The sequence below is a fragment of the Cupriavidus gilardii genome, from assembly GCF_013314895.1.
In the GTDB taxonomy this organism is placed as follows: Bacteria; Pseudomonadota; Gammaproteobacteria; order Burkholderiales; family Burkholderiaceae; genus Cupriavidus; species Cupriavidus gilardii_C.
This window is the reverse complement of sequence record NZ_JABTYE010000004.1, coordinates 194,015-217,351: the sequence shown is the minus strand read 5'-3', so window position 1 is coordinate 217,351 and position 23,337 is coordinate 194,015. Positions and strand designations below refer to the sequence as shown.

The following is a 23,337-nucleotide window of genomic DNA, read 5'->3' as shown; positions in this document are numbered from 1 at the left end:
GTGAGAGATCAGCGCTTGGGCCGGGTGCTGAAATGACGATGCAACGCGCTCAGAACCGGTATGCCTTCGGCGAGCAATTGGTCGTCGTCCCGAGCGGTCTGCCGCAGCCCTGACAGCATCGCTTCGAGACCGGCGGCCTCCGCGGGCGGGTCCCCGCCGACATCCAGGGCATGGACGATCGCGGCGATGCGGGCAAGGGCGCGGTCTTCCTCCAGCCCAAAGCTGGCCAACAACACCTCGAAACTGACGCGCTGGCCCACGTGCGTGAAAGCGGCACCGTCGAAATCGAATCCAAGCGCGTCATCGGGACACGCCTGCGGATCAGCAAGCCAGAGGAATGTCGCGTGCGGATCAATGAAGCGCTGAATCAGCCAGGCGCAGGCGATGCGGTCAATCCAAATATGTCGCCGTGTTGCCCAGCGGCGTCCCTGGTACTGGGCGGGATCCCTGGGAACGATGCCCATGTCCGCCGCGTGCGGCTCACCTGGCGAGAGAACCCGACCGGCCCCGCGCTGAAATGCGTCCCAGCTCGCGGACACTCGGTTGGACGCGTCGTTGGGAAAAAAGTCGACGGCACGAATGGCGTTGATGGCGCGTTGGTAACGGTCAAGCAAGCGCCGGACTTCGGCGGCATTGCTTTGCGCAAGAGCGGCGCCGCTTTGATCGATGTCCGCCTGCAACTGGGCGTAGTCCGGCGAGCGGTCGAACAACAGTGCAAAGGCGCGCTCCTGCTCCCCATCGGCGCTGACAGCCAAGAGCCAAGCCTCTCCCTGGTGACGACGCACATCCGTGGCCAACAGGTTCAGCCGCTCGGCGCGTTCGGGGGACGCAGGAAGCAAGTAGGCGCCATCGCGCAGCGTGGCGCAGCCAAGCGCATTCACGGCGCGCCATAACCGCATGCGAGCGGTGGTGCTGCCAGCGGGCAGCGTAACGAGAAGGAGGAGCCAGGGAGCAGCGAGGTATGTCATCGCTGCAAGCGTAGGCCTTCGTAGCGTGTTCTACAACTGTGTAGAGATCATTACAGGCGTTACCAATGCCGCATTGCGATGGCCGAGTTCGATAGACGTTCCCCGGTGGGCGTCATCAATGTTCTACAAGACGGTCAAGGTTTGTAGAGCCTAGCGGGGCTCCGAGCCATTCTCGCCAAAATACGAACGGCACAGTATGCTTATCATAATAGCCATTTCGGTGCGCTAAACTGGCGCCCATGAAATCGCGCCTGACCCTACCGAACTCCGCATCTGCCGCCAGCACGGGTATGGATACGGCCTCCGCCGATGCTTCCACGGCATTCCCCGATGCCGCCTCCCTGGCCGCGCTGCGTGCCTGGCATGCCGGCCTCAGCTCCCGGCAAGCCGTGGCGCAATACCTGGGAGAGGAGAGGGCGCGCGGCCAATCCTCGCGCGCCGTGCTGGGCCGCATTCGCCGCCGGCTCGCCTCGCTGGCACGCGAGCGCGGCCGCGACGATCTGGCCGCGTTGTTCGAGATACCGGCGTCGGCGCGGGTGGCGCAGGGCAGGGCGGCCGACCGTGCTATTGAGGTCTTGCGCACGCTGCCCACGCCACAGCCAGCGATCACCGACGACATCAGTCGCTGGCTGCCGGCTCGCGCCGTCGCTGCCTTGCGCGCCCACGGCATCGAGACGCTGGCGGCGCTGACGGTGCGCGTGCCCAGGCGTCGACGCTGGTGGGCAACCATCCCCGGGCTGGGCGCTACCGGTGCCAGACAGATCGAGGCGTTCTTCGCCGCGCATCCTGAGCTGACCGAGCGGGCCCGCGCGCTGATCGTGCAGGAGCGGCGCAGCAGCGTCGTGCCGTGGGAGCAACTACGCTTGCCCCATCAGGTCGACGGCTCCGAAGGGCGCTTTCGCGCCCCGCGCGCGACGTGCACCTTGACCGCGGACAACGACTACGAGGCGGTGCAGGCCTGGCTGGCACTGCACGAGTCGCCGGCCACTCATCGCACCTACCGCAAGGAAGCGGAACGGCTGATGCTGTGGGCCATCGTCGAGCGTCAGCGGCCGCTGTCGTCGTTGACCACCGAAGACGCCGTGGCCTACCGCACCTTCCTGCGGCGGCCCATGCCGCGAGAGCGGTGGGTCGGGCCGCCACGCCCGCGCTCGTCGCCGGACTGGCGGCCGTTCACCGGTGCGCTGGCCGCACGCTCGGTCGCCCATGCGCTGTCGATCCTTGGGGCGATGTTCCGCTGGCTGGTCGAGCAACGCTACGTGCTGGCCAATCCCTTCGCCGGCATCAAGGTGCGCGGCGGCGGCCGCACCGCGGCGCTGGACAATTCGCGCGCCTTTACCGACGGTGAATGGAAGTTAGTGCGGACCATTGCTGACGGGCTCGAATGGTCCCACGGCTGGGAGGCCGCCGCGGCGCAGCGCCTGCGCTTCGTGCTGGATTTTGCCTATGCGACCGGGCTACGCCCCAGCGAGCTGGTAGGAGCCACGCTCGGGGATGTCTGGACCGACGCGCAAGGCGACGAATGGCTCAAGCTGACCGGCAAGGGCGGCCGCAGCGGCAACGTGGCAATGCCCCCGTTGGCGCGACGGGCGGTGGAGCGCTACCTGACGGAACGCGGACTGCCCATCAGTCGGCGTTTGTGGCGTCCCGAGGTTCGCCTGGTCGGTGATCTGGGCGGCGAGCCCGAGATCGGCATCTCGAGCACGCGGCTATGGCATGTGGTGAAGCGGTTCTTCAAGCTGGCTGCGGATGTCATTGGTGCGGACCATCCCGCGGCCGCGGACAAGCTGCGCCGCGCCAGTCCACACTGGATGCGCCATACGCACGCCACACACGCGCTAGGAAGCGGCGCGGAACTGACCATCGTTCGAGACAACCTGCGGCATGCGTCCGTGTCGACGACGTCGGTCTATCTGCATAGCGATGAAGTCAAACGGGCCCGGCAGATCGGAGAGGCATTTGGGGCCAAATGACACCCGCAAGGGCGTCCACAGCGGGCTGTACGGACGAACAAGGCGTCATCGGAACTGCCAGCATCCGAAAGGTGAGCGCCTAGGGGGCGGGTAACAAATTTATGCAAAAACGGGTAACAAACTTCTGCAAATTAACGGGGGCCACCAGAGGTGGAGCCGGGCCCCAGACCATATTTAACATAAGAAGTATTATCGGTCACAAATCAAAAGTGCCTCAAAAGTAACACAGACCCAGACCGCCGCCTCGGCGGCATCCCGAGTCAGCGAGCTCGTCCGCATGCCGTAAATGTCCCGGTCGCATTCGTGCTGGCGCCTGGTATATGTGCCGGATTTCGTGAGCGCAGATCGAGAAAAACTTGAAGCTTCTTTCCCTGGCGACCCAGGGTTGAGACGCGCCTGCATTTTGGATCATTAGGAGGAATTATCCCCGCCCCGCGTTCTCGCGTTGCCGGCTTCCAATATTATTTCGGCCGAAATAAGGAGTTATGTCGGCGAATTAATGGAACAACCGAATTTGTATAGGCCTCAGTGGTGTTCCTGCCCGCATCTCACCGCGCTACGGCTGGTTGATTCCATCGTATTCCAGGCCCAACCGATGCAAGACACCGCACGCATCCTGCGTCGTTCCAAAGGGCCATTGAGCGGCCCCGACGTGACATTACTCCGTTGCATGGAATATATGTCAATTCTAAATACAGGCAACGGTTCGGGTGTTCCCGCATTGAGAACTTCCCCATGGCTTCTAGACTGAGGCAGCTGATAAAAACGATGTTTAATCGATATTCCGGTCAGCGGAATATTTTGGACCATCGGCGTCGGCTTTCACATAAAACATTAGGAGACAACCATGGATTGGCAAAGCGGCCTGCGGAGAGCGGGCAATCGATCCGTCCGGCGGCAAGGCCGGCGCGGAACCCTGACGGCCGGGCCATTGGCTGTCCTCGCGTTGACGCCGCTGGTGCTTGCCGTTTCCGGATGTGGAGGCGACGACCGTAACGAACCGGCGAAACCGGCGGTCACGGTGAAGAGCTTGTCTTCGCCCGAGGGCATGGTCAGTGGCAACGACACGCTGATTGAGCTGACCCAGGCCGATGGCGGCAATATTTCCGACGCGAAGGTCAAATTGAACGGCGTCGATGTCACCGCCAATTTCAAGCGCGATGCCTCGAGAAAATCGATGCTGGGCCTTGTGTCAGGGCTGACGCAGGGCGAGAACAAGATCGAAGTGGTCGAGCCAGGCGCCCATTCGAAAGTGCGCGGATCGTTGACGCTGACCGCATACCCGATACAAGGGCCGATCCTCTACGCGCCCCAGGAAGGCAGTTTCCACTGCCAGACCGACGCGTTCGCTGTCTATCCGGGCGGCCCGACGCTCACCGCAGGGCCAAATACCGATCCCGATTGCGCTGCCCCAACCCGGGTCGATTGGGTCTATCACGATGCGACAAAGTCGGGCACCGCGGTCTGGCAGCCGTACGACCCGGCGAACCCGCCCGCCAATGTCGAGACAACCACCCTGCTCGACGGCCGAACCGTTCCCTACATCGTTCGGCTGGAGACCGGCGTCATCAATCGCGGCATCTACCAGATCGCGGTGCTGGGGGATCCGGTGAAGAACCCGAATCCCAGCCCGTTGAATCCGCCCGGCAATTTCAACGGGCGACTGGTCTACCCGTTCGGACAGAGCTGTGGCGGCGGCTGGTATGTACAGGGTCGTTCGATGGGCCCGGTCGGAGGGTCGAACAACTCCGCCAACGGCGCTGCCGGCGACTTCAATGCCTTGAATGACTTGCCGCTCAGCAAGGGTTTCGCAGTCGCCAATTCCACGCTGAATTACTTCGGTCAGAACTGCAATCACATCATCTCGGCCGAAACCATGATGATGGTCAAGGAGCGGTTCATCAAGGCCAACGGGCCGGTCCTTTACACGATGGGCTGGGGTTCCTCGGGATCGGCCATGCAACAGAGCATGATTGCGGATACCTATCCGGGACTGCTCGACGGCATCGTCATGCTCGCTGGCTTTCCCGATAACGGCGGCCCGCAAAGCATGGAGGGCCGTCTGTTCTACAACTTCCAGCTCAATCACACGAAGGGCGGAACGACGCAGAACGGCACCTACTCCCCTGTTCCCAACAGTCCGTACGATCCGACTTACGACAATGCGACGGCCGCCAAGCGGGCCGCGGATCCGACGCTGCTGAACTGGACCAACTCGGAGATTGCCGCTGCGTCCGGTTATGGCACCTATCACAGCGTTCGCCAGCAAGCCAGCTTCTGGGCCGCGCGGACGGACTCGGTTCTGCGGCCGGCCAACCAGGGCGACCGCGATAACGTGATGGGTGGCCCCGGCAACAGCTCCGTGTTTAATGCCGTGATCGGCAATGCCGAGAAGTACAGCCCCGCCAACGTGGTGACCAGCGCGCCGATGGGCGTCCTGCCCGCACCGCCCGTCAGTCTGCTGCCGGCCAACCCCACCGGGCTGCGACCCAACGTAAACGACCACAACAAGAACATTCTTGGCGTGGATCCCTCTACCGGATTCGCGCGTTCGTTCACGGGCAATGTTGGCATTCAGTACGGACTCAATGCGCTGAACACCGGTCTGATCACGATGGCGCAGTTCATCGATCTCAATCGCAAGATCGGTGGCCAGGACATCGACGGCAACCTGCGCACGGAGCGCATGCGCGCGGACTCCGAGGCGCTGAAGCGGGCCTATCAAACGGGAATGATCATGTATGGCGGGGCTGGGCTTCGCAGTACCGCCATCCTGAATCTCGATGGCCTGAACAACGAGTTCACGGGCGCCGGGGATATGCATCTGAAGTTCTTCCACTTCATTGTCCGTGCTCGCCTAGCGGCGGCGACAGGCCAGTTCGCCAACCATGTCATGTGGACCGGAACGGCCAATGTAGGCGGCTTCGCGCACGATCCGAACGCACACCATACGATGCCCGTTCAGGCGCCCCGTCCCGCTCACACCGGGCGGTCGCTGCCAGCCATGCAGAAGGCGTTTTTCGGCATGGATCGATGGCTGTCGGCGGTGGTCAATGACCGCGCCGCAGATTCGCGCGCGGCAAAGGTCGTGCGGAACAAGCCGGCGGACATCGTCGATGGCTGTTTCGGCGCCACCACGGCCGGCGCGGCGGATGACTTTATTCCGGAGCCGCAACGATTCGGCGGATTCAGCACCGTATTCCGCAAGGGCAATGGCAGCAATTCGCCGGAAGGCGTCGTCGAGGTCAGCGAGACACCGTCGCGGTGCAATTCGATGTTCCCGGCCTCTTCGTATCCTCGCTTCGAGGCTGGCGAGCCGATCCATGCCCGGACCATGCAATGTCAGCTCAAGCCGGTGGCGGTCAGCGACTATGCCGGCTACGCAGAACGCAATCCGTCATGGACAGGTTCGCAGCGAGAGGCGGATCTTGCGGCGCTGCGCGACGTGTTCCCCGGCGGGGTCTGTGACTACACCAAGCCGGGCGAGCAAGAACAGCCGCTGGCAGGCACATGGATCCGGATCACGCAGGACAACGGGATGGTGATTGGGCATGCGCTCGCGCCGTAATGTGGCGAGGCGCGGCGGCAGCAAACCGCCGCCGCGTCACTGAGATGGTCGCCAAACACGCTGCCTCAGCTGGGGGGAAATGATGGGCCGCAGACGAATCGATCCATCGACCGAAATGGATGCCGCCGCGGACCCGCGCTTTGTCACTGCGCTGGCCCGCGGGCTTGAGCTTCTGCGCTGCTTCCGACCGACGGATCGCTGGCTGGCTCACCAGGAACTGGCTCGTCGAACCGGGCTGCCGTCCGCCACGGTCTCGCGTCTGACCTTCACCCTGGCTGCTGCCGGATACCTGAGACATCGCCAAGGCACGGGGGAGTACGCGCTGGCGCCCGGTGTCCTGTCGTTGGGCTTCAGCATGCTGACCAACTTCGACATCGGCCGTTTCGCTCGCCCCCACATGGAAGCGCTCGCGGAACACACACAGTCAGCGATCTCTCTCGGGGTCAGACATGACGAATCGATGGTCTATGTCGCGCATTGCCGTGGCACGGCGAGGCTGATTCTGGGGCTCGACGTTGGCACTCGTATCCCGTTGGCCGTTACCGCGATGGGCCGCGCGATGTGGTGTGCGTCGACGGCAGGCATGCGGGAGTTGATCAGCCAGCGGCTTCGCACCGCTCAGCCCGCCGAATGGCCCAGGTTGCTCGATGGCCTGAAACGCGCGGAACGCCAGGTCACCGAGCGTGGATATACCAGTTCGGAATCCGAGTGGGAACGGGAGATCGCTGCAGTCGGGGTTGCCATCGACCTCGGGGACGGCCGGGAACCCCTGGCGCTCACCGTTGGCGGGCCCTCCTCCCGCCTGCATGGCCGTCTGCTGCACGAGGACTTCGCACCTGCGCTGATGAACACGGCGAGTGCGATCGTCGCGTCCATTCAAGCGGCGGGATGGGAGGACTGACCGACCGCGCCAACCCTGCCACCGTTCCCCTCGCGCTCCCTCGCGTTCCCTCGCGTCTCGTCCCTCGTGCGCCGCATGTCATTCCCCTGTCATTTGCGCCTCGCACAATCGCCGCCAATCCGGCTTTGCACACCGGTCGCCATCGCGCCGCCCCGCTTTCGGTAGCGCGCTGCACCACGGGCTGTCCTTGACACCCGTTTTTTTGCGGCTTGAATGAAAACGTTTTCATTTCCCGCTACGTCGTCGTTCCACACTGTCCCGATTGGCCCTGATATCCGCTCCGATGCATCGCAAAGCCGCCCCGCTCACCGCCGAGATCGCGCCATCGAATGGCGCGACGCTGTTGATGGTCGCGAAGGCGGCAAGCGTGTCGCTGGCGACCGCGTCGCGCGTGTTCAGCAGTCCGGAGCTGGTCCGGCAGGACACGGCCGAGCGGGTGTTGCGCGCCGCGGGTGAGCTTGGCTTTCGGCCGAATCTGCTCGGCGCCAAGCTGCGGGCGCAGCGTACGCGCATCGTCGGCGTCATGCTGCCGACGCTGGAGAACGCCGTGTTCGCCGAGTGCTGGCGTGGCATCGAAGAGGCGGCGCTGGCGCAAGGCTATTCGCTGATGCTGGTGACCAGTCGCTACGACGCGGCGCGCGAACGTGAGCGAATCGAATATCTGCTGCGTCACCGCGTCGACGGCATGGTGCTGACCGTTGCCGATGCGGCGCGCAGCGCGCTGCTGGACCAGCTCGATGCCGAAGGCGTGCCCTACGTGCTGGCCTATAACCAGGCGAGCAGCCGCGGCAAACGCTATTCGGTATCGGTCGACAACCGCGCCAGTGCGCGCGCCGGCGTGGAGACGCTGATCGCGGCCGGCCATCGGCGCATTGCCGTGGTCTCGGGCGCCTTCGTCGCGTCGGATCGCGCCCGGCAGCGGCACGCGGGCTATCAGGACGCGATGCGGGCGCATGGCCTCGCCGCCCTGCCCCCGCTGTCGCTGCCGGCCCATACACCGACCCACACGCCGGCGGAGATCGAACACGTACGGCGGGTCGTTACGGCGCCGCGTGGGCCCACGGCGCTGTTCTGCACCAACGACATGCTGGCGATCGGCGTGATCTCGATTCTCAAGCGGCTGGGCCTCGCCGTGCCGCGCGATATCTCGGTGCTCGGCTACGACGGCATCGCGCTTGGCGGCCTGCTGGAGCCGCCGCTCAGCACGGTCGTGCAGCCCAACAGCGAGATCGGCGCGCGCGCGCTGGCATGCCTGCTCGCACGGCTCGATGCCGGCAGCATGTCCGGCACGCAGCGCCCGGGCCCGGCGCGCGCCACGCTGCTGCCCCACGTGATTCGCGCCGGCGCAACCGTGGCGCCGCCGGCATAGCGCCGCGCGCGAGCGCACGGCTGCGCTGCCCACATCGTCTTCCACCACCGTCGTACCAAAACAAGGAGTTCACCATGCAATCGACTTCGTCCTGGCTGCGCCGCCTGCGCTGGCTGCTGCCCACGGTTGGCGCGGTCGTGTTCAGCCACGCGGCGGCCGCACAGACCGCCATCTGCTACAACTGCCCGCCCGAATGGGCCGACTGGGCGGCACAGATTCGCGCGATCAAGGAAAAGACCGGCGTCACGGTGCCGCACGACAACAAGAACTCGGGCCAGTCGCTGGCTCAGATCGTTGCGGAAAAGGCCAGTCCGGTGGCCGACGTGGTGTACTACGGCGTGACCTTCGGCATCCAGGCGCAGAAGGAAGGTGTCACGGCCCCCTACAAGCCGGCCAACTGGAACGAGATCCCCGATGGCCTGAAGGATCCGCAGGGCCACTGGTTCGCAATCCATTCGGGCACGCTGGGCCTGATGGTCAATGTCGACGCGCTGCGCGGCAAGCCGGTGCCGCAATCGTGGGCCGATCTGCAAAAGCCCGAGTACAAGGGCATGATCGGCTATCTCGACCCCGCGAGCGCCTTTGTCGGGTACGTCGGCGCGGTGGCGATCAACCAGGCGCTCGGCGGTTCGCTCGACAACTTCGGCCCGGCGCTGAAGTTCTTCAAGGACCTGCAGAAGAATCAGCCGATCGTGCCGAAGCAGACGGCGTATGCGCGCGTGCTGTCCGGTGAGATTCCGATCCTGCTCGACTACGACTTCAATGCCTATCGCGCCCGCTACAAGGACCGCGCCAACGTCGCCTTCGTGATTCCGAAGGAAGGCTCGGTGGTGGTGCCTTACGTAATGAGCATGGTCAACAAGGCGCCGCACCCGGCGGAAGCCCGCAAGGTGCTTGACTTCGTGTTGTCCGATGCCGGCCAGGCGCTGTGGGCGAATGCCTATCTGCGGCCGGTCCGGGCCAAGGCAGTGTCCAAAGACGTGGAATCGCGCTTCCTGCCGGCCGCCGACTATGCGCGCGCCAAGACCGTCGACTACGGCAAGATGGCCGAGGTGCAGAAGGCGTTCAGCGACCAGTATCTGAAGGAAGTTCGCTGACAGGAAATGGGCCGATGCGGTGCCGGGACGTCGATCACCGTCCCGGCCCGCCGGCCCGCCGGCCCGCCTCTTCCCAGCTGGAGAAACCCCATCATGAGCCGCCGCACCACCGCCCCAAGCGCCCGCGCGCTGATCGTCTTTGCGCTGCCGGCGCTGATCGTCTTCCTGGCCTTCTTCTGCCTGCCGATGGCCAAGCTGCTGGCGGTCAGCGTGGCCGGCGACGAAGGCGCGGGGGTGTACTGGACGGTGCTGTCCAGTCCGCGTTATCTGCACAGCCTGCTGTCGACGGTACTGCTGTCGGCCTCGGTGACCCTGGCCACGCTGGCGATTGCCGGCGTGGCGGGGACCTTCCTGCAGCGCCATGCCGTGCCGGGCAAATCGATCCTGGTCGCCATGCTGACCTTTCCGCTGGCGTTTCCCGGTGTGGTGATCGGCTTCATGGTGATCATGCTGGGCGGGCGCAACGGCCTGCTGGCGTCGATCGGCGATGTACTCGCCGGCGAGCGCTGGACCTTCGCTTATGGCATGACGGGATTGTTCGTCGGCTATCTGTACTTCTCGATTCCGCGCGTGATCCTGACCGTGATGGCGGCGGTGGAAAAGCTCGACACCTCGCTGGAGGAAGCGGCCCGCTCGCTGGGCGCCAGTCGCTGGCGCGTGGTGCGCGACGTCATGCTGCCGGCGCTGATGCCGGCCATGATCTCGAGCGGCGCGATCTGCTTTGCCACCAGCATGGGTGCGTTCGGCACGGCGTTCACGCTGGCCACGCAGCTCGACGTGCTGCCGCTGACCATCTACAACGAGTTCACCAACTACGCCAACTTCGGCATGGCTGCGGCGCTGTCCATTCTGCTCGGCGCCGTGACATGGGCCCTGCTCGCGTTGGCGCGCCATCTGTCCGGCAACGCGGTGGCGGCCACCGCCTAGGAGCGCAAGCATGAAGACCACCCGACGAGGCGAGGCCTACTGGGCGCAACTGGCCCTGACGCTCGCTGTCTGCGCGTTCATGACGGTGCCGGTGGCGCTGTCTGTGCTGGCCGGCCTCACCAACAATATCTTCGTCGGCCTGCAGAGCGGACTCACCACGCGCTGGGTCGAGGAAGTGTGGGGGCTGTACCGCAATACCATCTTCCTTTCGCTATGGATTGCGCTGGCCTGCCTGGCCTGCACCCTGGTGCTCGGCGTTCCGGCAGCCTACTACATGGCGCTGCGCCGCAGCCGCTGGACGCGCGTCATCGAGGAGCTGCTGATGCTGCCGGTGGCGATCCCCGGACTGGCGACTGCGCTTGGCCTGATCCTGCTGTATGGCAGCCTGTCCTGGCTGCGCACCAGCTGGGTCTTCATCCTGATCGGCCATGTCCTGTTCACCCTGCCCTTCATGGTGCGTTCCGTGCTGGCCATCATGTCCGCGATCGATATCCGCACGCTGGAAGATGCCGCCGCCAGCCTGGGTGCCACCCGCATGCAACGCTTCTTCACCGTGGTGCTGCCCAATTGCCGGCAGGGCATCCTGGCCGGCGCGTTGATGGTCGTCACGCTGTCGGTGGGCGAGTTCAACCTGACGTGGATGCTGCATACGCCGACCACGCAGACGCTGCCGGTGGGCCTGGCCGACAGCTATGCCTCGATGCGGCTGGAAATCGGCTCCGCCTACACCATCGTGTTTTTCCTGATGATCATTCCGCTGCTGGTGGTGATGCAGATGGTGTCCGCACTGGGCGCCCGCGCCCAACGGCATCCGGTGCAGGACACGCCCGTACCGCATGCCGGGTCCTTCATTGCATCTCCCAGCGCGCCGGTTGGCGCCGACATCGCGCCACAGACCCAGACCCAGACCCAGACCGAGGCCCCTCGCCATGCATGAGCCCACCCCCATCGCGCTGCGCCACTGCGGCAAAACGTTCCCGGACGGCACGCGTGCGCTCGAACCGCTGGACCTGGACATCGGCGCCGGCGAAACCGTCGTGCTGCTCGGCCCGTCCGGCTGCGGCAAAACCACCACGCTGCGCATGATTGCCGGCCTGGAATTTCCCGATGACGGCGGCGAGGTGCTGTTCGGCGGCGCCACGGTTACGCACTTGCCGATCGAGCAGCGGGGCGTCGGCATGGTGTTCCAGAACTATGCGTTGTTCCCGAACATGACGGTGGCCGAGAACATCGGCTATGGCCTGCGCGTGCGCAAGGTCGATGCACCGACCCGACAGCGGCGCGTGGACGACATGCTGGCGATGATGCAGCTCGGTGCCTTCGCCAATCGGCGCGTCGATCAGCTATCCGGCGGCCAGCGCCAGCGTGTGGCACTGGCGCGCGCCATCGCGGTGCAGCCGCGCGTGCTGCTGCTGGACGAACCGCTGACGGCGCTGGATGCGAAGCTGCGCGACGCGCTGCGCGCCGACATCAATCGACTGCTGCGCGGTCTGCGCATTACCACGGTCTATGTCACGCATGACCAGGCGGAGGCGATGGCACTGGGGGATCGCATCATCGTGATGGACAAGGGGCGCATCGCGCAAAGCGGTACGCCGCAGGACATTTACCGGCATCCGGCCAATGCGTTCGTCGCGGACTTCATCGGCACGATGAACCGCCTGCCGGCAGACGCCGATCGCACGGTGTGGCGCGTGCCGGGCGGCGCGCTGCCGCGTCAGTCCGAACACATCGAGGTGTCGCGGGCCGAGCTGATGTTCCGGCCCGAGGACGTCTCGCTGACGGAGGCACCGAATGCGTCCGACGTCCATGTCACCGGCAGCGTCGTCACCGCACTGTTCCTCGGCCATGCGACCCGCCTGCTGGTCGATGTGGGCGCGCCCGCGCCGATCGTGCTGGATACCGCGCGGCGCGATCGCTGGGTGGCCGGCGACCGTGTCGGGCTGCGCATCGACACCAGCCATCTGCTGACGGTTCCGGCCGGGAGCGCTGCCTGATGCCGAATCCTTATCTCGTCGCCCAGTTGACCGACCTGCATATCAAGGCCGGCGGCAAACTCTCCTATCGGCGCGTCGATACCGCCGAGGCGCTGCGCCGTTGCATCGACACGCTGCTTGCGCTGCCGCAGCGTCCCGACATCGCGGTGGTGACGGGCGATCTGGTCGACTTCGGCAGCGAGGAGGAATATCGCTTCCTGCGCGGCATACTGGAGGCCTTGCCCATACCGGTGCGGCTGCTGCCGGGCAATCACGACAGCCGGGCCGCGCTGCGCCGCGTGTTCGCCGATCATACCTATCTGTTCGATGCGGGCGATGGCGACGCGCCGATCCACTACCGTATCGATGCGGGGCCGCTGACGCTGATCGCCTTCGACTGCACCGTTCCCGGCCAAAGCGGCGGACGCGTGGATCCCGATGCGCTGCCCTGGCTGGAGGCCGCGCTGGCTTCGGCGCCCGAACGCCCCACCCTGCTGATGCTGCACCACCCGCCCTTCCACACCGGCATCGGCCACATGGACCAGCAGGGCCTGCAGGACGCGGCGCTGCTGGAGGCCGTGGTGCGGCGCCATCCGCAGGTGGAGCGCGTGCTGTGCGGCCATCTGCATCGGCATATCACCCGGCGCTTCGGCGGCACCATCGCCATCACCGCGCCCGGCCCGGCGCATCAGGTGGCGCTGGACCTTGACCCGCAGGCGCCGTCGCGCTTTCGGATGGAACCGCCGGGCTATCTGCTGCACTGGTGGCATCCCACCCATGGCTTGGTCACGCATGCCGCTGCGATCGGCGACCATGGGCCGGCGTATCCCTTCTTCGATGCGAACGGCAAGCTGATCGACTGAGCGCATGCCCGGCGCGCGGGCGCCGGCTCCTCAACGGGCGCTCGCGCCAGCCGGCATCACGCCGACATAGCGCCCACGCGGACGGATCACCTGCCCCACACCCAACTGTTCGAGGCTGTGGGCCAGCAGGCCGATGCTGCGCGCCGTGGCGAACATCGCGAACGCCGCGTCGTCAGGGAGCCCGCAATGTGCCACCAACGCGGCAAGCGCGACGTCGAGATTCGGCTGCAGTCCGGTCAGGCCGGAGGCCTTGCCGATCAGCCGCGCGATCGTCTTCGGCGGTTCGAACATGGCAAGCAGCGCGGCAGCGCGCGGGTCGCCTTCGGGATAGAGGTGGTGCCCGAACCCGGGCAACGGCATGCCGGTGGACAGGTAATGCGCGATCACCTGATCCTCGCCCTGCCGCTCGGCTTCGTTGAACAGTGCGCGTACACGGCCAGACGCGTCGCCGTGCAAGGGGCCTGACAAGGTCGTGAGGCCGGCAAGCAGGCAGGCCGGCAAGGATGCACCGGTGGACGCGGCAATGCGCGCGGCAAAGGCGCTGCTGGTCAGCTCGTGGTCGACCAGCAGCACCATCGCGGTACGCAGCAGCTCCCCGGCCTTCGGCGGTTGCTTCCAGCCTTGCGCAAAGCGCAGGTGCAGCGGATGTTGTCCCGGTTGTGCGCCGAATGCGTTGGCCAGCTTGCCGACCAGGCTTTGGGCTTCGAGATGCAGCACGTGTGTCATCCGGCCGTGGGTCGAGTGCCCGGTAGCCGCGAGCGTGGCCAGCGTCCTGAATGCTGCGACGCGCCCCGGCTTGCCCGCGCGCGCCGTCGACGAGAAGTCCACCGGCTGTTCGGCATCCCACAACAGCCGCGCCACCTCTTCGATCGTCGCCGTGGCGGCCAACGCGACCGCGTCCTGTCCGCGGTAGTACAGCCGCTCGCGCACGAAGGTCGAAATCGCAGTCGGAATGCTCGGTTCGGCGCCGAACAGCGTGTTCGCGGCCAGCGTCTCGTGCTTGCGGCCTGCCTGCTTGCGCCTGGCCAGCGCGGCGATGTCTTCGGCCCGATAGAGGCTGCGCCGGGTGTCCGCCGGGTCGGACATCACCTCGACCTTGCCGCGGCTGACGTAGGCATAGATCGTCTGCGGCCGCACACCAAGACGGCTGCACGCTTCGTTCATCGATATCCAGGTTCCCATGGCTGCCGTTTGGCTGACTTTATGTTGATTTTATATATCAATATTGCATAGCGAATCAACACTTTATACGATGCAAGCGCCTGTGCAACAGCCTGTGCAACGTTCCCTCGGAAAGCCATGAAGCCCAACATTCTGCAACTCAACCCCATCCTGATTCCGGCCGCCAACGAAGAGCTCGCCGCGCTCTACGAGGTCCACAAGTTGTTCGAGATCGAGGACCCGGCCGCATGGCTGCGCGAACGCGGATCGTCCATCGAGGCGGTGATCACCGGCGGCCATACGGGCATTTCCCGGGCGATGCTGGAGCAATTGCCGGCGTTGAAAGTCGTGGCGATCAACGGCGTGGGAACCGATGCGGTCGATCTCGCCTATTGCCGCAGTCGCGGCCTGCCGGTCACCGCCACGCTCGGTGCGCTGACCGAAGACGTCGCCGATCTGGCGATCGGTCTGCTGATCGCTTCGTGCCGGAATATCTGCGCGGGCGATCGCTTCGTGCGCGACGGCCAGTGGGAATTGCACCCGCAACCGAGCGCCATTCCGCTGGCGCGCCGCTTCAGCGGAATGCGGGTCGGTATCGTGGGCATGGGCCGCGTCGGTCGTGCCGTGGCGATTCGGGCGGCGGCGTTCGGCTGCCCGATCCGCTATATCGACCTCGCGCCGATGAGCGACCTGCCCTACGAGTTCATCCCGAATCTGGTCGACCTGGCGCGCGTCAGCGATGCGCTGGTGCTGTGCGCGGCGGCGGACAAGGCCGAAGGCATCGTCGATGCGGCGGTGCTGGACGCCCTCGGGCCGCGTGGCTTTCTGGTCAATGTCGCGCGCGGCCGGCTGGTCAATGAGCCCGATCTCGAGGCGGCGATTGCCAATGGCAGCATCGCGGGCGCGGGACTGGACGTGTTCGTCGACGAGCCGCGCGTGCCTGTGACGCTGCGGCAGTCGGACCGCACGACGCTTCAGGCTCACCGCGCCAGCGCGACCTGGGAAACCCGCGCGGCGATGGCGCGGATGGTGCTCGACAGCGTGGCGCAGGCGCTGGCGGGCAAGCGGCCTGAGATGAGTCTGACCACCTGACTGTGCGGTCATCCGCCGCTCGACACTTCCCCTTTCACAACGACACGCTGGAGGAGACCAACTTGAACCCCATATCGAAAATCGCGCTTGTCACCGGCGCGGGCAGCGGCGTCGGCCGCTTGTCCGCGCTCGCGCTGCTCGAAGACGGCTGGACCGTGGTGCTGGCCGGGCGCCGCGCGGAACCCCTGCAGGCGCTGGCGGCCGAAGCCGCGGCGTGCGACCGTCACGCCGTCGCGATGCCCGCCGACGTGACGGATCCCCACAGCGTGCAGGCGCTGTTCGACGCGATCGAGCGCGAGTTTGGCCGGCTTGATCTGCTGTTCAACAATGCCGGCATCAATGCGCCGGCGGTGCCGATGGACGAACTGCCGCTGCAAGCCTGGTTCGACGTCATCAATACGAACCTCAACGGCGCCTACCTGTGCGCGCGGGCGGCGTTTGGCCTGATGCGCCGCCAGTCGCCGCAGGGCGGCCGCATCATCAACAACGGCTCCATTTCGGCCCACACGCCGCGCCCTTTTACCGCGCCCTACACCGCCAGCAAGCACGCCATCACCGGGCTGACCAAGGCGCTGGCGCTCGATGGCCGCGCCTTCCACATCGCCGCCGGCCAGATCGACATCGGCAATGCATTGACAGAGCTCTCGGAACGGATGACCCGCGGTGTACTGCAGGCCAACGGTACCGTCGCGCCCGAACCGATGATGGAGGCGCGCCATGTGGCCGACGCCGTCCGCCACATGGCATCGCTGCCGCTGGACACCAACGTGCTGAACATGACCGTGATGGCGACCAACATGCCGTTCGTGGGGCGCGGCTGACGGCCTTGTCCCGTCGGCGCCTTGCCGGACGCCGGCCAGGGTCGGCGCCAGTCGGTTGGAAGACCAGAAAACCGGAAAACCGGAAAACCAGAAACACGAAGGAGACAACGATGCGATTCGCCACGCTGCTCAACGCCACCCTTGCCGTCCCCGCTGCCCTGCTGATCGGCACGGGCCCGGCCGCCGCGCAAAACTACCCTGCCCGGCCGGTCACGATCATCGTTCCCGCGCCAGCCGGCGGCGGCATCGACCTGATCGCCCGTGTTGTTGGCGAGAAGCTGTCCGTCAGGCTCGGGCAGCCGTTTATCGTCGAGAACCGCCCCGGCGCATCCAACAACCTGGGCACCGCGGTGCTGGCGAATGCCAAGCCCGACGGCTATACGATCGGCATTGTCGGCGGCAGCCACAACATCAACAAATACCTGTTCAAGAATCTCGGTTGGGATCCGGAAAAGAGCTTCGAGCCGATCGTCTATACGCACGAGATTCCGCTGGTGTTTGCGATCTACCCGAAGCTGCCGGTCAAGACCCTGCCCGAGCTGGTCGGCTGGATGAAGAGCCATCCGGACGAGGCGAAGGTTGCAACCTCGGGCCGCGGCAGCGCGCAGGAAATGGCCGCGGAGATGTTCCGCATGGTCAGCGGAGCGCCGATGATGCTGGTGCCTTACAAGGGGTCTTCCGCCGCGCATCCCGACCTGATTGCCGGCCGCACCGCGCTCTACATCGATACGGTCAGCGCCATCAAGGAACAGGCCGCGTCGGGCAATGTGCGCGCCGTGGCTGTATCGTCAAAGACCCGCTCCAAGGCCCTGCCCCAGGTGCCAACCGCGCAGGAGCAAGGGCTGAATGGCTATGACGCGAACACCAACGGGGGTTTTCTGGCGCCGGCCGGCACGCCGAAGGAAGTCGTTGTCAAGTTGAACACCGAGATCAACGCCATCCTGAAACAGCCGGAGGTGCGCGCCAAACTGGAGGCGGCCGGGATCGAGATTCAAGGCGGCACGCCGCAGCAGTATGCGGCGCTGATCAAATCCGACCTCGCCAAGTGGGGAAAGGTTGTGAAAGAAGCCGGAATTCAGGCGGATTGACCGCAAGGAACGGCGAAAGGCTGCCCCGCTCTTTTTGCCGACGCCGACGCCGGCTCGCTATCGGCTCAGTTCGAGAACCGCGTTGTCCACGACGGCGAAGGCCTTGCCGCCCGCGTCGTAATCCCAGCGCTGAACGCGACAGCTGACGTGCCCGTCTTCGGCGTGGTGTTCGATGACATTGACGGAATTCGGAATGGAGCCGCGCACCCGGTGCGAGACCGCGGTGCCGGCCTGCACCGCCCAGGCGCGACGCGCCGAGCGGGTCGGCAGCGGCGCGACATACGGAAGGTGGATATGTCCGCCCAGCACGATATCCATGCCGGCATCGACCCACGCCGGGACGGCCGATTCACGCCCGATCAACAGATTCCTCGTATCCGACTCGACGACGGCGCGCACCGGTTGATGCACCACGACGATACGCAGCTGGTGCGGATGGGCCTGACGCAGCTGCGCGCAGACGCGATCGATCTGCTCGCGCGACACTTCCCCGTTCTTGTGCCGCGACGGCCTGGTGGTGTTCACGCCGATGGCAAGGACACGGTCATTGCTGAAGACCGGCTCGAGCGCCATACCGATCGCGCGACGATAGCCGCCATACGGATTCAAGATCCGGGCCGCGACATTGAACAGCGGAATATCGTGATTGCCCGGTATCGCCAGCGTCGGCAGCCCAAGCCTCGAGAGAAACGCTCGTGCCGCGGCAAATTGTCCGCTTCTCGCTCGCTGGGTAATATCGCCCGAGAGAACGACGACATCCGGCATCAAGCTGCGCGCCAACTCCAGGACGGCATCGACGACTGGCTCTACCTCGGTACCAAAATGCGTATCGGACAGGTGCAAGACGCGGCTTACTCTCATGAACGGTCCAACCGGCTCTTGTCTCGTGGAATCAGCAGCTGCAAACGCTTTGGCGAGACAGCAAAGTGCAGAGGCGTGCGGGCCCAGTGAATCTCGCCATCCATCGCCACCTTGATGCGCCGGCGTCCGCGAACGCGCACCGTCAGCGTTTCGAAGCTGAAGCTGATGACTCGGGAGGTATCGCCAAGCCGGCCGATCGCCCCCATCAACAGCAAACCATACAGCGCGAGCGTGCCGACCGGCTTCGCGATCATTGCGACCAGACGGTTGTCTTCCAGATGGGCGACTTCGGGTATGCCGATCTGCTCCAGCTGCAAGCTGTTATTGCCCACCACGAGCGTCGGTGTACGGAGTACCTGCTGTTGGCCGTGGGACAGCAGCTCGAGCGTCAGCTGCGCCGGTGCGCGAGCCAGCGTGATCAGCGCCGACAGCAGCGCCACCCAGCGCCGCCGGCCGAGCATCTTTTTGTAAACCTCGCGGTCTTCCAGCAGTTGTGGGTACAGCCCCAGGCTGGCATTGACCAGAAATGGCCGCCCATCCAGCAGGCCCACTTGCACCGGTTCGATGCGGGCATCGAGCAGGCTCGCCACCGCCTCTTCGGTTTCCCGCGAGATGCCGTAGGTCCGGCCGAAGTAATTGAAGGTGCCGCGCGGCAGAATGCCGAAAGGCAGCCCCGTCGGCAAAACGGCAGCGGCAACGGCGTTCAAGGTACCGTCGCCGCCCGCTGCCACCACGACGCCATTGGCCTGTCTTGCGCGTTCGACGGCCATCTCGGCGATCTGCGGCAATTGTCCGGGCCGGTCCACCGCGAAGATGGTATAGGCGCGCCCTGCCTCGCTCAGTCGTGCCTCCATCCTGTTACGGGTCTCGGCCGCGTCGTCATTGCCGGAGCCGCCGTTGAACACGATGAAGAGCGGTTCGTTGCCGGACAGGGGGGCAACGGATTCGGCGTGCGGGGCAGCGGCTGGGTTCGGCATCGTCACAAGGTCAGTACAGGCGGAATTGCAGCCGGAGGGCGGCACCGTCAACATCAAGCGTTGTGGCCGCCGAGCCGTGCCGCTTCGATCGCCGCGATGTCGATCTTCTTCATGGACATCATCGCGTCGAATACGCGCTTGGCCGCCGCGCGGTCGGGCCCGGTTACCGCGTCGGTCAGCGCACGCGGGCTGATCTGCCATGACACTCCCCATCGGTCCCGGCACCAGCCGCATTCGACTTCCTGTCCGCCATTGCCGACGATCGCATTCCACAAGCGGTCGGTTTCCGCCTGGTCGTCCGTGGAGATCAGAAACGAGAATGCCTCGTTGTGTTTGACGTCCGGGCCGCCGTTCAGCCCGAGGCAAGGAATGCCGATGACGGTGAACTCGACCATCAGGACATCGCCCTGCTTGCCGGTCGGATAGTCGCCGGGGGCGTGATGGATGGCGCCGACCGCGCTGTCGGGAAATGTTTCCGCATAGAAGGTGGCGGCGTCGAGCGCGTCCTTGTCGTACCACAAACAGATCGTGTTCTTGCTCAGCATGTCGTGTCTCCTGGAGCGTTGGAATCTGCCATTCAATGCCGCGCATACAACGCCAGCCGTCCACATTGCAGAACCGGATCTATCGGATGAAACGGATGCCGTTGTCGGGCTCCGCCACTGTCGCACACTCTCGCGGCAGGTGCGAGCGCAACGCCCCCGCCGCCATGGAGGCGATATTCAAGCCGACGCGGGGGACAGGGCGGCGAACGCCGGCTGGTTTCTTACACTCGGGCGCTGCAGCATTCTTGCGTACCAGGCCCGAAGGGCCTCGCACTCGCCAGGCACCGGCAGCTTGACGATCGCGGCAAAGATCAAACCGCCGATCACCGCGATATCGGCCATCGAGAATGCCTCGCCGGCAACATAGGGCTGTCCCTTCAACACCGAGTCGAAGTAATGCATGCCCTTCAGTGCTTTGTCGCGCTGGCGCAAGCCCCATTCCGCGTTTTGATAGATTTCGACATCCGCTCCCAGGCCGGGCGTGCCGTGATGGAAATAGAGACTGATCGCGTCGAGCAGTTCCAATTCGGCGCGCTTGTTCATCATGTGGATTACGCCCTTTTCACGCGGGGTCCTGCCCGTCAGTATGGGGTCGCCATCGAGGGCGTCCAGGTATTCGGTGATGGCGGTGCATTCGGCAATGCAGGTGCCGTCGTCGAGTTCGAGCACCGGCAACGTGCCCGAGTAGTTCTTGCTGGCAATGAATTCGGGCTTTTTGTGCTCGCCCTTATATAGATCCACCATCACGAATTCCACGCGCGATTGAAGGCTTTTTTCAGCCAGGGCGATTCGGACCCGCGTCGGATACGGCCCTGTCGGAAAGTCATGGATCTTCATCGCGGGCATGTCGACGGCGTCGGGACTGCCGATATGGGAAGGCACTATTTCATATCTCCACGGTGGATTGGACGGTCCGATCGGAGGGTCGAACCACATTGGCGCATCTGTCTACCTAACAATCGTTAGGTTAACCATAGAGCGTATAATCGGGAGCGTCAAGACGCGATTTCCGTGGGTTCCGTGGATAGAGGCCGAAGCCATGACAAAAGACGAGAGCGAAAGCCAGACGCCCGGCTCCAGGGAGCGAATCCTGGCGGCCGCCACCGGCATTGCGCAGGCGCACGGCTACAGCGGCCTGAATTTCCGCGATCTGGCGGCAGCGGTCGGCATCAAGGCCGCCAGCATTTACCACCACTTCGATAGCAAGGCGGATCTTGGCGCGGCGGTAGCGAGGCGTTATTGGCAGGACACAGCGACCGTTCTGGATGCCTTGCTAGCCGATTCGCAGGATCCGTTTCAATGCCTGCATCGCTATCCCCAACTGTTTCGCAAGGCGCTCGAGCGTGGCAATCGCATTTGCCTGTGCAGCTTCATGGCCGCCGAATCGGACGATCTTCCCGACGTGGTGAAGACGGAGGTCAAAGCCTTTGCCGACGTCAATATCGCGTGGCTGAGCAAGGTTCTCGTCGACGCCGGCGTGGTGACTTCCGAAGAAAGCGAACTGCGAGCTCGTGCGATCTTCGCGGCCATCGCGGGCGCTCAGCTGATTGCGAGAAGCCGCGCCGATATCTTGGTCTATGACGCGTTGATCGAAGGCTATCGAAACGCTGGCCTTCTGCCGGCATAGCGCGGCGATCTTCTCCGCGCCATTCCGGCGTGCCGCACCTTATCGCACAGCCGTTCCGAGAAAGGCTGGCCTTCCGGTACGAACGAGCTCAGGTGGAAGCGGCCGCGCATCGTCATGCGGCAGTGCGGGTCCGCAGCGGCAATACCACCTTCGCCACGAGCCCCGTTCGGCCATCTGCGCGTCCCTTCAAATCGATGCGACCGCCAAGGTTGCCCGCAATCGTCTGCACGATGGCGAGCCCCAGGCCGCTGCCCTCTTCGTCGGTCGCGCCGCCGCGATAGAAGCGCTCGAACACCCGCGCCCGGGCGGCCTCGGGAATGCCCGGCCCGGTGTCGGCCACTTCGATCACGACATCGCCGCCGTCGCGGCGCACGCTCAGGTCCACCCGCCCTCCCCGGCCTCCATAGCGGATGGCATTGTCCACCAGGTTCTTGATCAGCATGCGCAGATCCGTCTCGGCAGCGGCGAGCTGCACGTTGTCGAGCCTCTCCACACCCAGGTCGACGCCTCGATCGACGGCGAGCGGCAGCAAGTCGGTCACGACATCGGTGACGACATCGCCCACCGCCACATTGTCCGGGGCGCCGGGCGTGCCGATTTCCGCGCGGGCCAGTTCGAGCAACCTGGTGATCAGAGCCCCGGTGCGCCGGATGCCGCGGCGCAGCTCTTCCAGCTGCTCGTCGACATTGTCGCGCGGCGCATGGACCAGATTCTCCACCTGCAGTTGAAGGGCGGTCAGCGGCGAACGCAGTTCATGCGCGGCGTTCGCGATAAAGGTGCGCTCCGTATCGATCAATCCGGACAGCCGGACCATCATCCGGTTGACCGATTCGAGAAAGGGTCGCAGTTCCTCGGGCGCGGTGCTGGTATCCACCGGCTCCAGATGATTGAGGTCGGCCTGGGCCACGCGCTCGCCAATGACGCTCAATGGCCGCAGCGCCTCCCTGACGCCGACTCGGATCGCCCACACCAGCACCGGCAACAGCACGATGACCGGTATCGCCGCCCATGTCGCCACCCGCCACGCATTGGCCTGGCGAACCGATCGCGGCTGCGCGATCTGCACGTAGGCATCGCCGGCCTGCAGCGCAAACACGTCCCAGACGGTGCCGTGCGCTTCCACGTCGGAAAAGCCCAGCGGAGCCCGTGGAAGCATGACCCACGGCGCGTTGGTGTGTCCCGGGCGGACGCCGTCTTCGGGCCCCCAGGTCTGCACCAGCACAGGCGGAGGCGCCGGCGCAGCCTTGCCGTGGGACGGCGCCGGCATGCCGGGCGGTGCCGCGCGAATGGCGGCGGCAGCCTGCCGCAAGTCCTCGTTGAACTCGCTGGCCACCTGATGGACGACGATCCACGCGCCGAACGCCCCAAGAAAGCCCACAAGGAGCGCAAGACCGCCCAGAGAAAGGCTCAATCGGCGGTGCAACGATCCGACGGCAGCTGACTTGGCCATGTCCCGACTCCGGTCGCGTTGATCCCTGAAGTGTGGGCGATCGGCGCTTGCGCGCCAATTCGGGCGCGCGAGC

General features: G+C 65.2%; 20 protein-coding genes. 13 read left to right on the top strand and 7 right to left on the bottom strand.

All coding sequences use genetic code 11. The annotated features are described in order from the left end of the window. Positions 1-8 precede the first annotated feature (8 nt). Positions 9-968 (bottom strand): chromate resistance protein ChrB domain-containing protein, encoded by a 960-nt coding sequence (locus tag HTY53_RS05745; RefSeq protein WP_053821819.1) that lies wholly within the window; start codon positions 966-968, stop codon positions 9-11. A gap of 239 nt (positions 969-1,207) precedes the next feature. Between HTY53_RS05745 and HTY53_RS05740 the strand changes: the two genes are divergently transcribed. The 9 genes from HTY53_RS05740 to HTY53_RS05700 all read left to right on the top strand — a co-directional run bounded on the left by HTY53_RS05740 (position 1,208) and on the right by HTY53_RS05700 (position 13,642). After that, positions 1,208-2,941, top strand: a complete 1,734-nt coding sequence (locus HTY53_RS05740; protein WP_081311600.1) for a phage integrase family protein — start codon at positions 1,208-1,210, stop codon at positions 2,939-2,941. An 847-nt stretch (positions 2,942-3,788) separates the two neighbouring features. After that, positions 3,789-6,509, top strand: coding sequence for a DUF6351 family protein (locus HTY53_RS05735; RefSeq protein WP_174105504.1), 2,721 nt, complete (start codon positions 3,789-3,791; stop codon positions 6,507-6,509). A 79-nt stretch (positions 6,510-6,588) separates the two neighbouring features. Next, positions 6,589-7,410 carry an IclR family transcriptional regulator gene (locus tag HTY53_RS05730; RefSeq protein WP_174105503.1) on the top strand — a complete coding sequence of 274 codons (822 nt, stop codon included), beginning with the start codon at positions 6,589-6,591 and terminating at the stop codon, positions 7,408-7,410. 283 nt (positions 7,411-7,693) lie between these two features. After that, positions 7,694-8,779, top strand: coding sequence for a substrate-binding domain-containing protein (locus HTY53_RS05725; protein ID WP_174105502.1), 1,086 nt, complete (start codon positions 7,694-7,696; stop codon positions 8,777-8,779). 74 nt (positions 8,780-8,853) lie between these two features. Further along, positions 8,854-9,876, top strand: a complete 1,023-nt coding sequence (locus HTY53_RS05720; protein ID WP_174105501.1) for an ABC transporter substrate-binding protein — start codon at positions 8,854-8,856, stop codon at positions 9,874-9,876. Between the two features lie 93 nt (positions 9,877-9,969). Then, positions 9,970-10,803, top strand: coding sequence for an ABC transporter permease (locus HTY53_RS05715; RefSeq protein WP_174105500.1), 834 nt, complete (start codon positions 9,970-9,972; stop codon positions 10,801-10,803). Between the two features lie 10 nt (positions 10,804-10,813). Further along, positions 10,814-11,740: an ABC transporter permease gene (locus HTY53_RS05710; RefSeq protein ID WP_174105499.1), complete on the top strand. Its 927-nt coding sequence runs from the start codon at positions 10,814-10,816 to the stop codon at positions 11,738-11,740. Continuing rightward, positions 11,733-12,800, top strand: coding sequence for an ABC transporter ATP-binding protein (locus HTY53_RS05705; RefSeq protein ID WP_174105498.1), 1,068 nt, complete (start codon positions 11,733-11,735; stop codon positions 12,798-12,800). The genes HTY53_RS05710 and HTY53_RS05705 overlap by 8 nt, the downstream gene beginning before the upstream one ends. Beyond that, positions 12,800-13,642, top strand: a complete 843-nt coding sequence (locus HTY53_RS05700; protein WP_174105497.1) for a phosphodiesterase — start codon at positions 12,800-12,802, stop codon at positions 13,640-13,642. The genes HTY53_RS05705 and HTY53_RS05700 overlap by 1 nt, the downstream gene beginning before the upstream one ends. Positions 13,643-13,672: 30 nt before the next feature. On the opposite strand, the gene HTY53_RS05695 is transcribed toward HTY53_RS05700, so the two are convergent. After that, a complete protein-coding gene (locus HTY53_RS05695) occupies positions 13,673-14,806 on the bottom strand; it encodes a citrate synthase (protein ID WP_174105496.1) in 1,134 nt (377 codons plus the stop codon). 135 nt (positions 14,807-14,941) lie between these two features. Between HTY53_RS05695 and HTY53_RS05690 the strand changes: the two genes are divergently transcribed. The 3 genes from HTY53_RS05690 (at position 14,942) to HTY53_RS05680 (ending at position 17,804) form a co-directional block, all read left to right on the top strand. Further along, positions 14,942-15,895, top strand: coding sequence for a 2-hydroxyacid dehydrogenase (locus HTY53_RS05690; RefSeq protein ID WP_174105495.1), 954 nt, complete (start codon positions 14,942-14,944; stop codon positions 15,893-15,895). Between the two features lie 62 nt (positions 15,896-15,957). Then, a complete protein-coding gene (locus tag HTY53_RS05685; RefSeq protein ID WP_174105494.1) occupies positions 15,958-16,716 on the top strand; it encodes an SDR family oxidoreductase in 759 nt (252 codons plus the stop codon). 110 nt (positions 16,717-16,826) lie between these two features. After that, positions 16,827-17,804 (top strand): Bug family tripartite tricarboxylate transporter substrate binding protein, encoded by a 978-nt coding sequence (locus tag HTY53_RS05680; protein ID WP_174105493.1) that lies wholly within the window; start codon positions 16,827-16,829, stop codon positions 17,802-17,804. Positions 17,805-17,861: 57 nt separating this feature from the next. On the opposite strand, the gene HTY53_RS05675 is transcribed toward HTY53_RS05680, so the two are convergent. The 4 genes from HTY53_RS05675 to HTY53_RS05660 form a co-directional block, all read right to left on the bottom strand. After that, entirely contained in the window at positions 17,862-18,665 is an 804-nt protein-coding gene (locus HTY53_RS05675) for a metallophosphoesterase family protein (RefSeq protein ID WP_174105492.1), read from the bottom strand. Next, a complete protein-coding gene (locus HTY53_RS05670) occupies positions 18,662-19,642 on the bottom strand; it encodes a diacylglycerol/lipid kinase family protein (protein WP_174105583.1) in 981 nt (326 codons plus the stop codon). Before HTY53_RS05670 ends, HTY53_RS05675 begins: the two co-directional genes overlap by 4 nt. Before the next feature lie 53 nt (positions 19,643-19,695). Then, entirely contained in the window at positions 19,696-20,187 is a 492-nt protein-coding gene (locus tag HTY53_RS05665) for a VOC family protein (protein WP_174105491.1), read from the bottom strand. A gap of 177 nt (positions 20,188-20,364) precedes the next feature. After that, on the bottom strand, positions 20,365-21,024 hold the full coding sequence (locus HTY53_RS05660; protein ID WP_174105582.1) for a glutathione S-transferase: 660 nt from the start codon (positions 21,022-21,024) through the stop codon (positions 20,365-20,367). 202 nt (positions 21,025-21,226) lie between these two features. Between HTY53_RS05660 and HTY53_RS05655 the strand changes: the two genes are divergently transcribed. Continuing rightward, the gene (locus HTY53_RS05655; protein ID WP_174105490.1) at positions 21,227-21,814 is read left to right on the top strand and encodes a TetR/AcrR family transcriptional regulator; all 588 of its coding nucleotides are present in this window, start codon (positions 21,227-21,229) and stop codon (positions 21,812-21,814) included. A gap of 112 nt (positions 21,815-21,926) precedes the next feature. Here HTY53_RS05655 and HTY53_RS05650 read toward each other — a convergent pair whose 3' ends face one another. Continuing rightward, a complete protein-coding gene (locus HTY53_RS05650; RefSeq protein WP_174105489.1) occupies positions 21,927-23,264 on the bottom strand; it encodes a sensor histidine kinase in 1,338 nt (445 codons plus the stop codon). Positions 23,265-23,337: the final 73 nt, after the last annotated feature.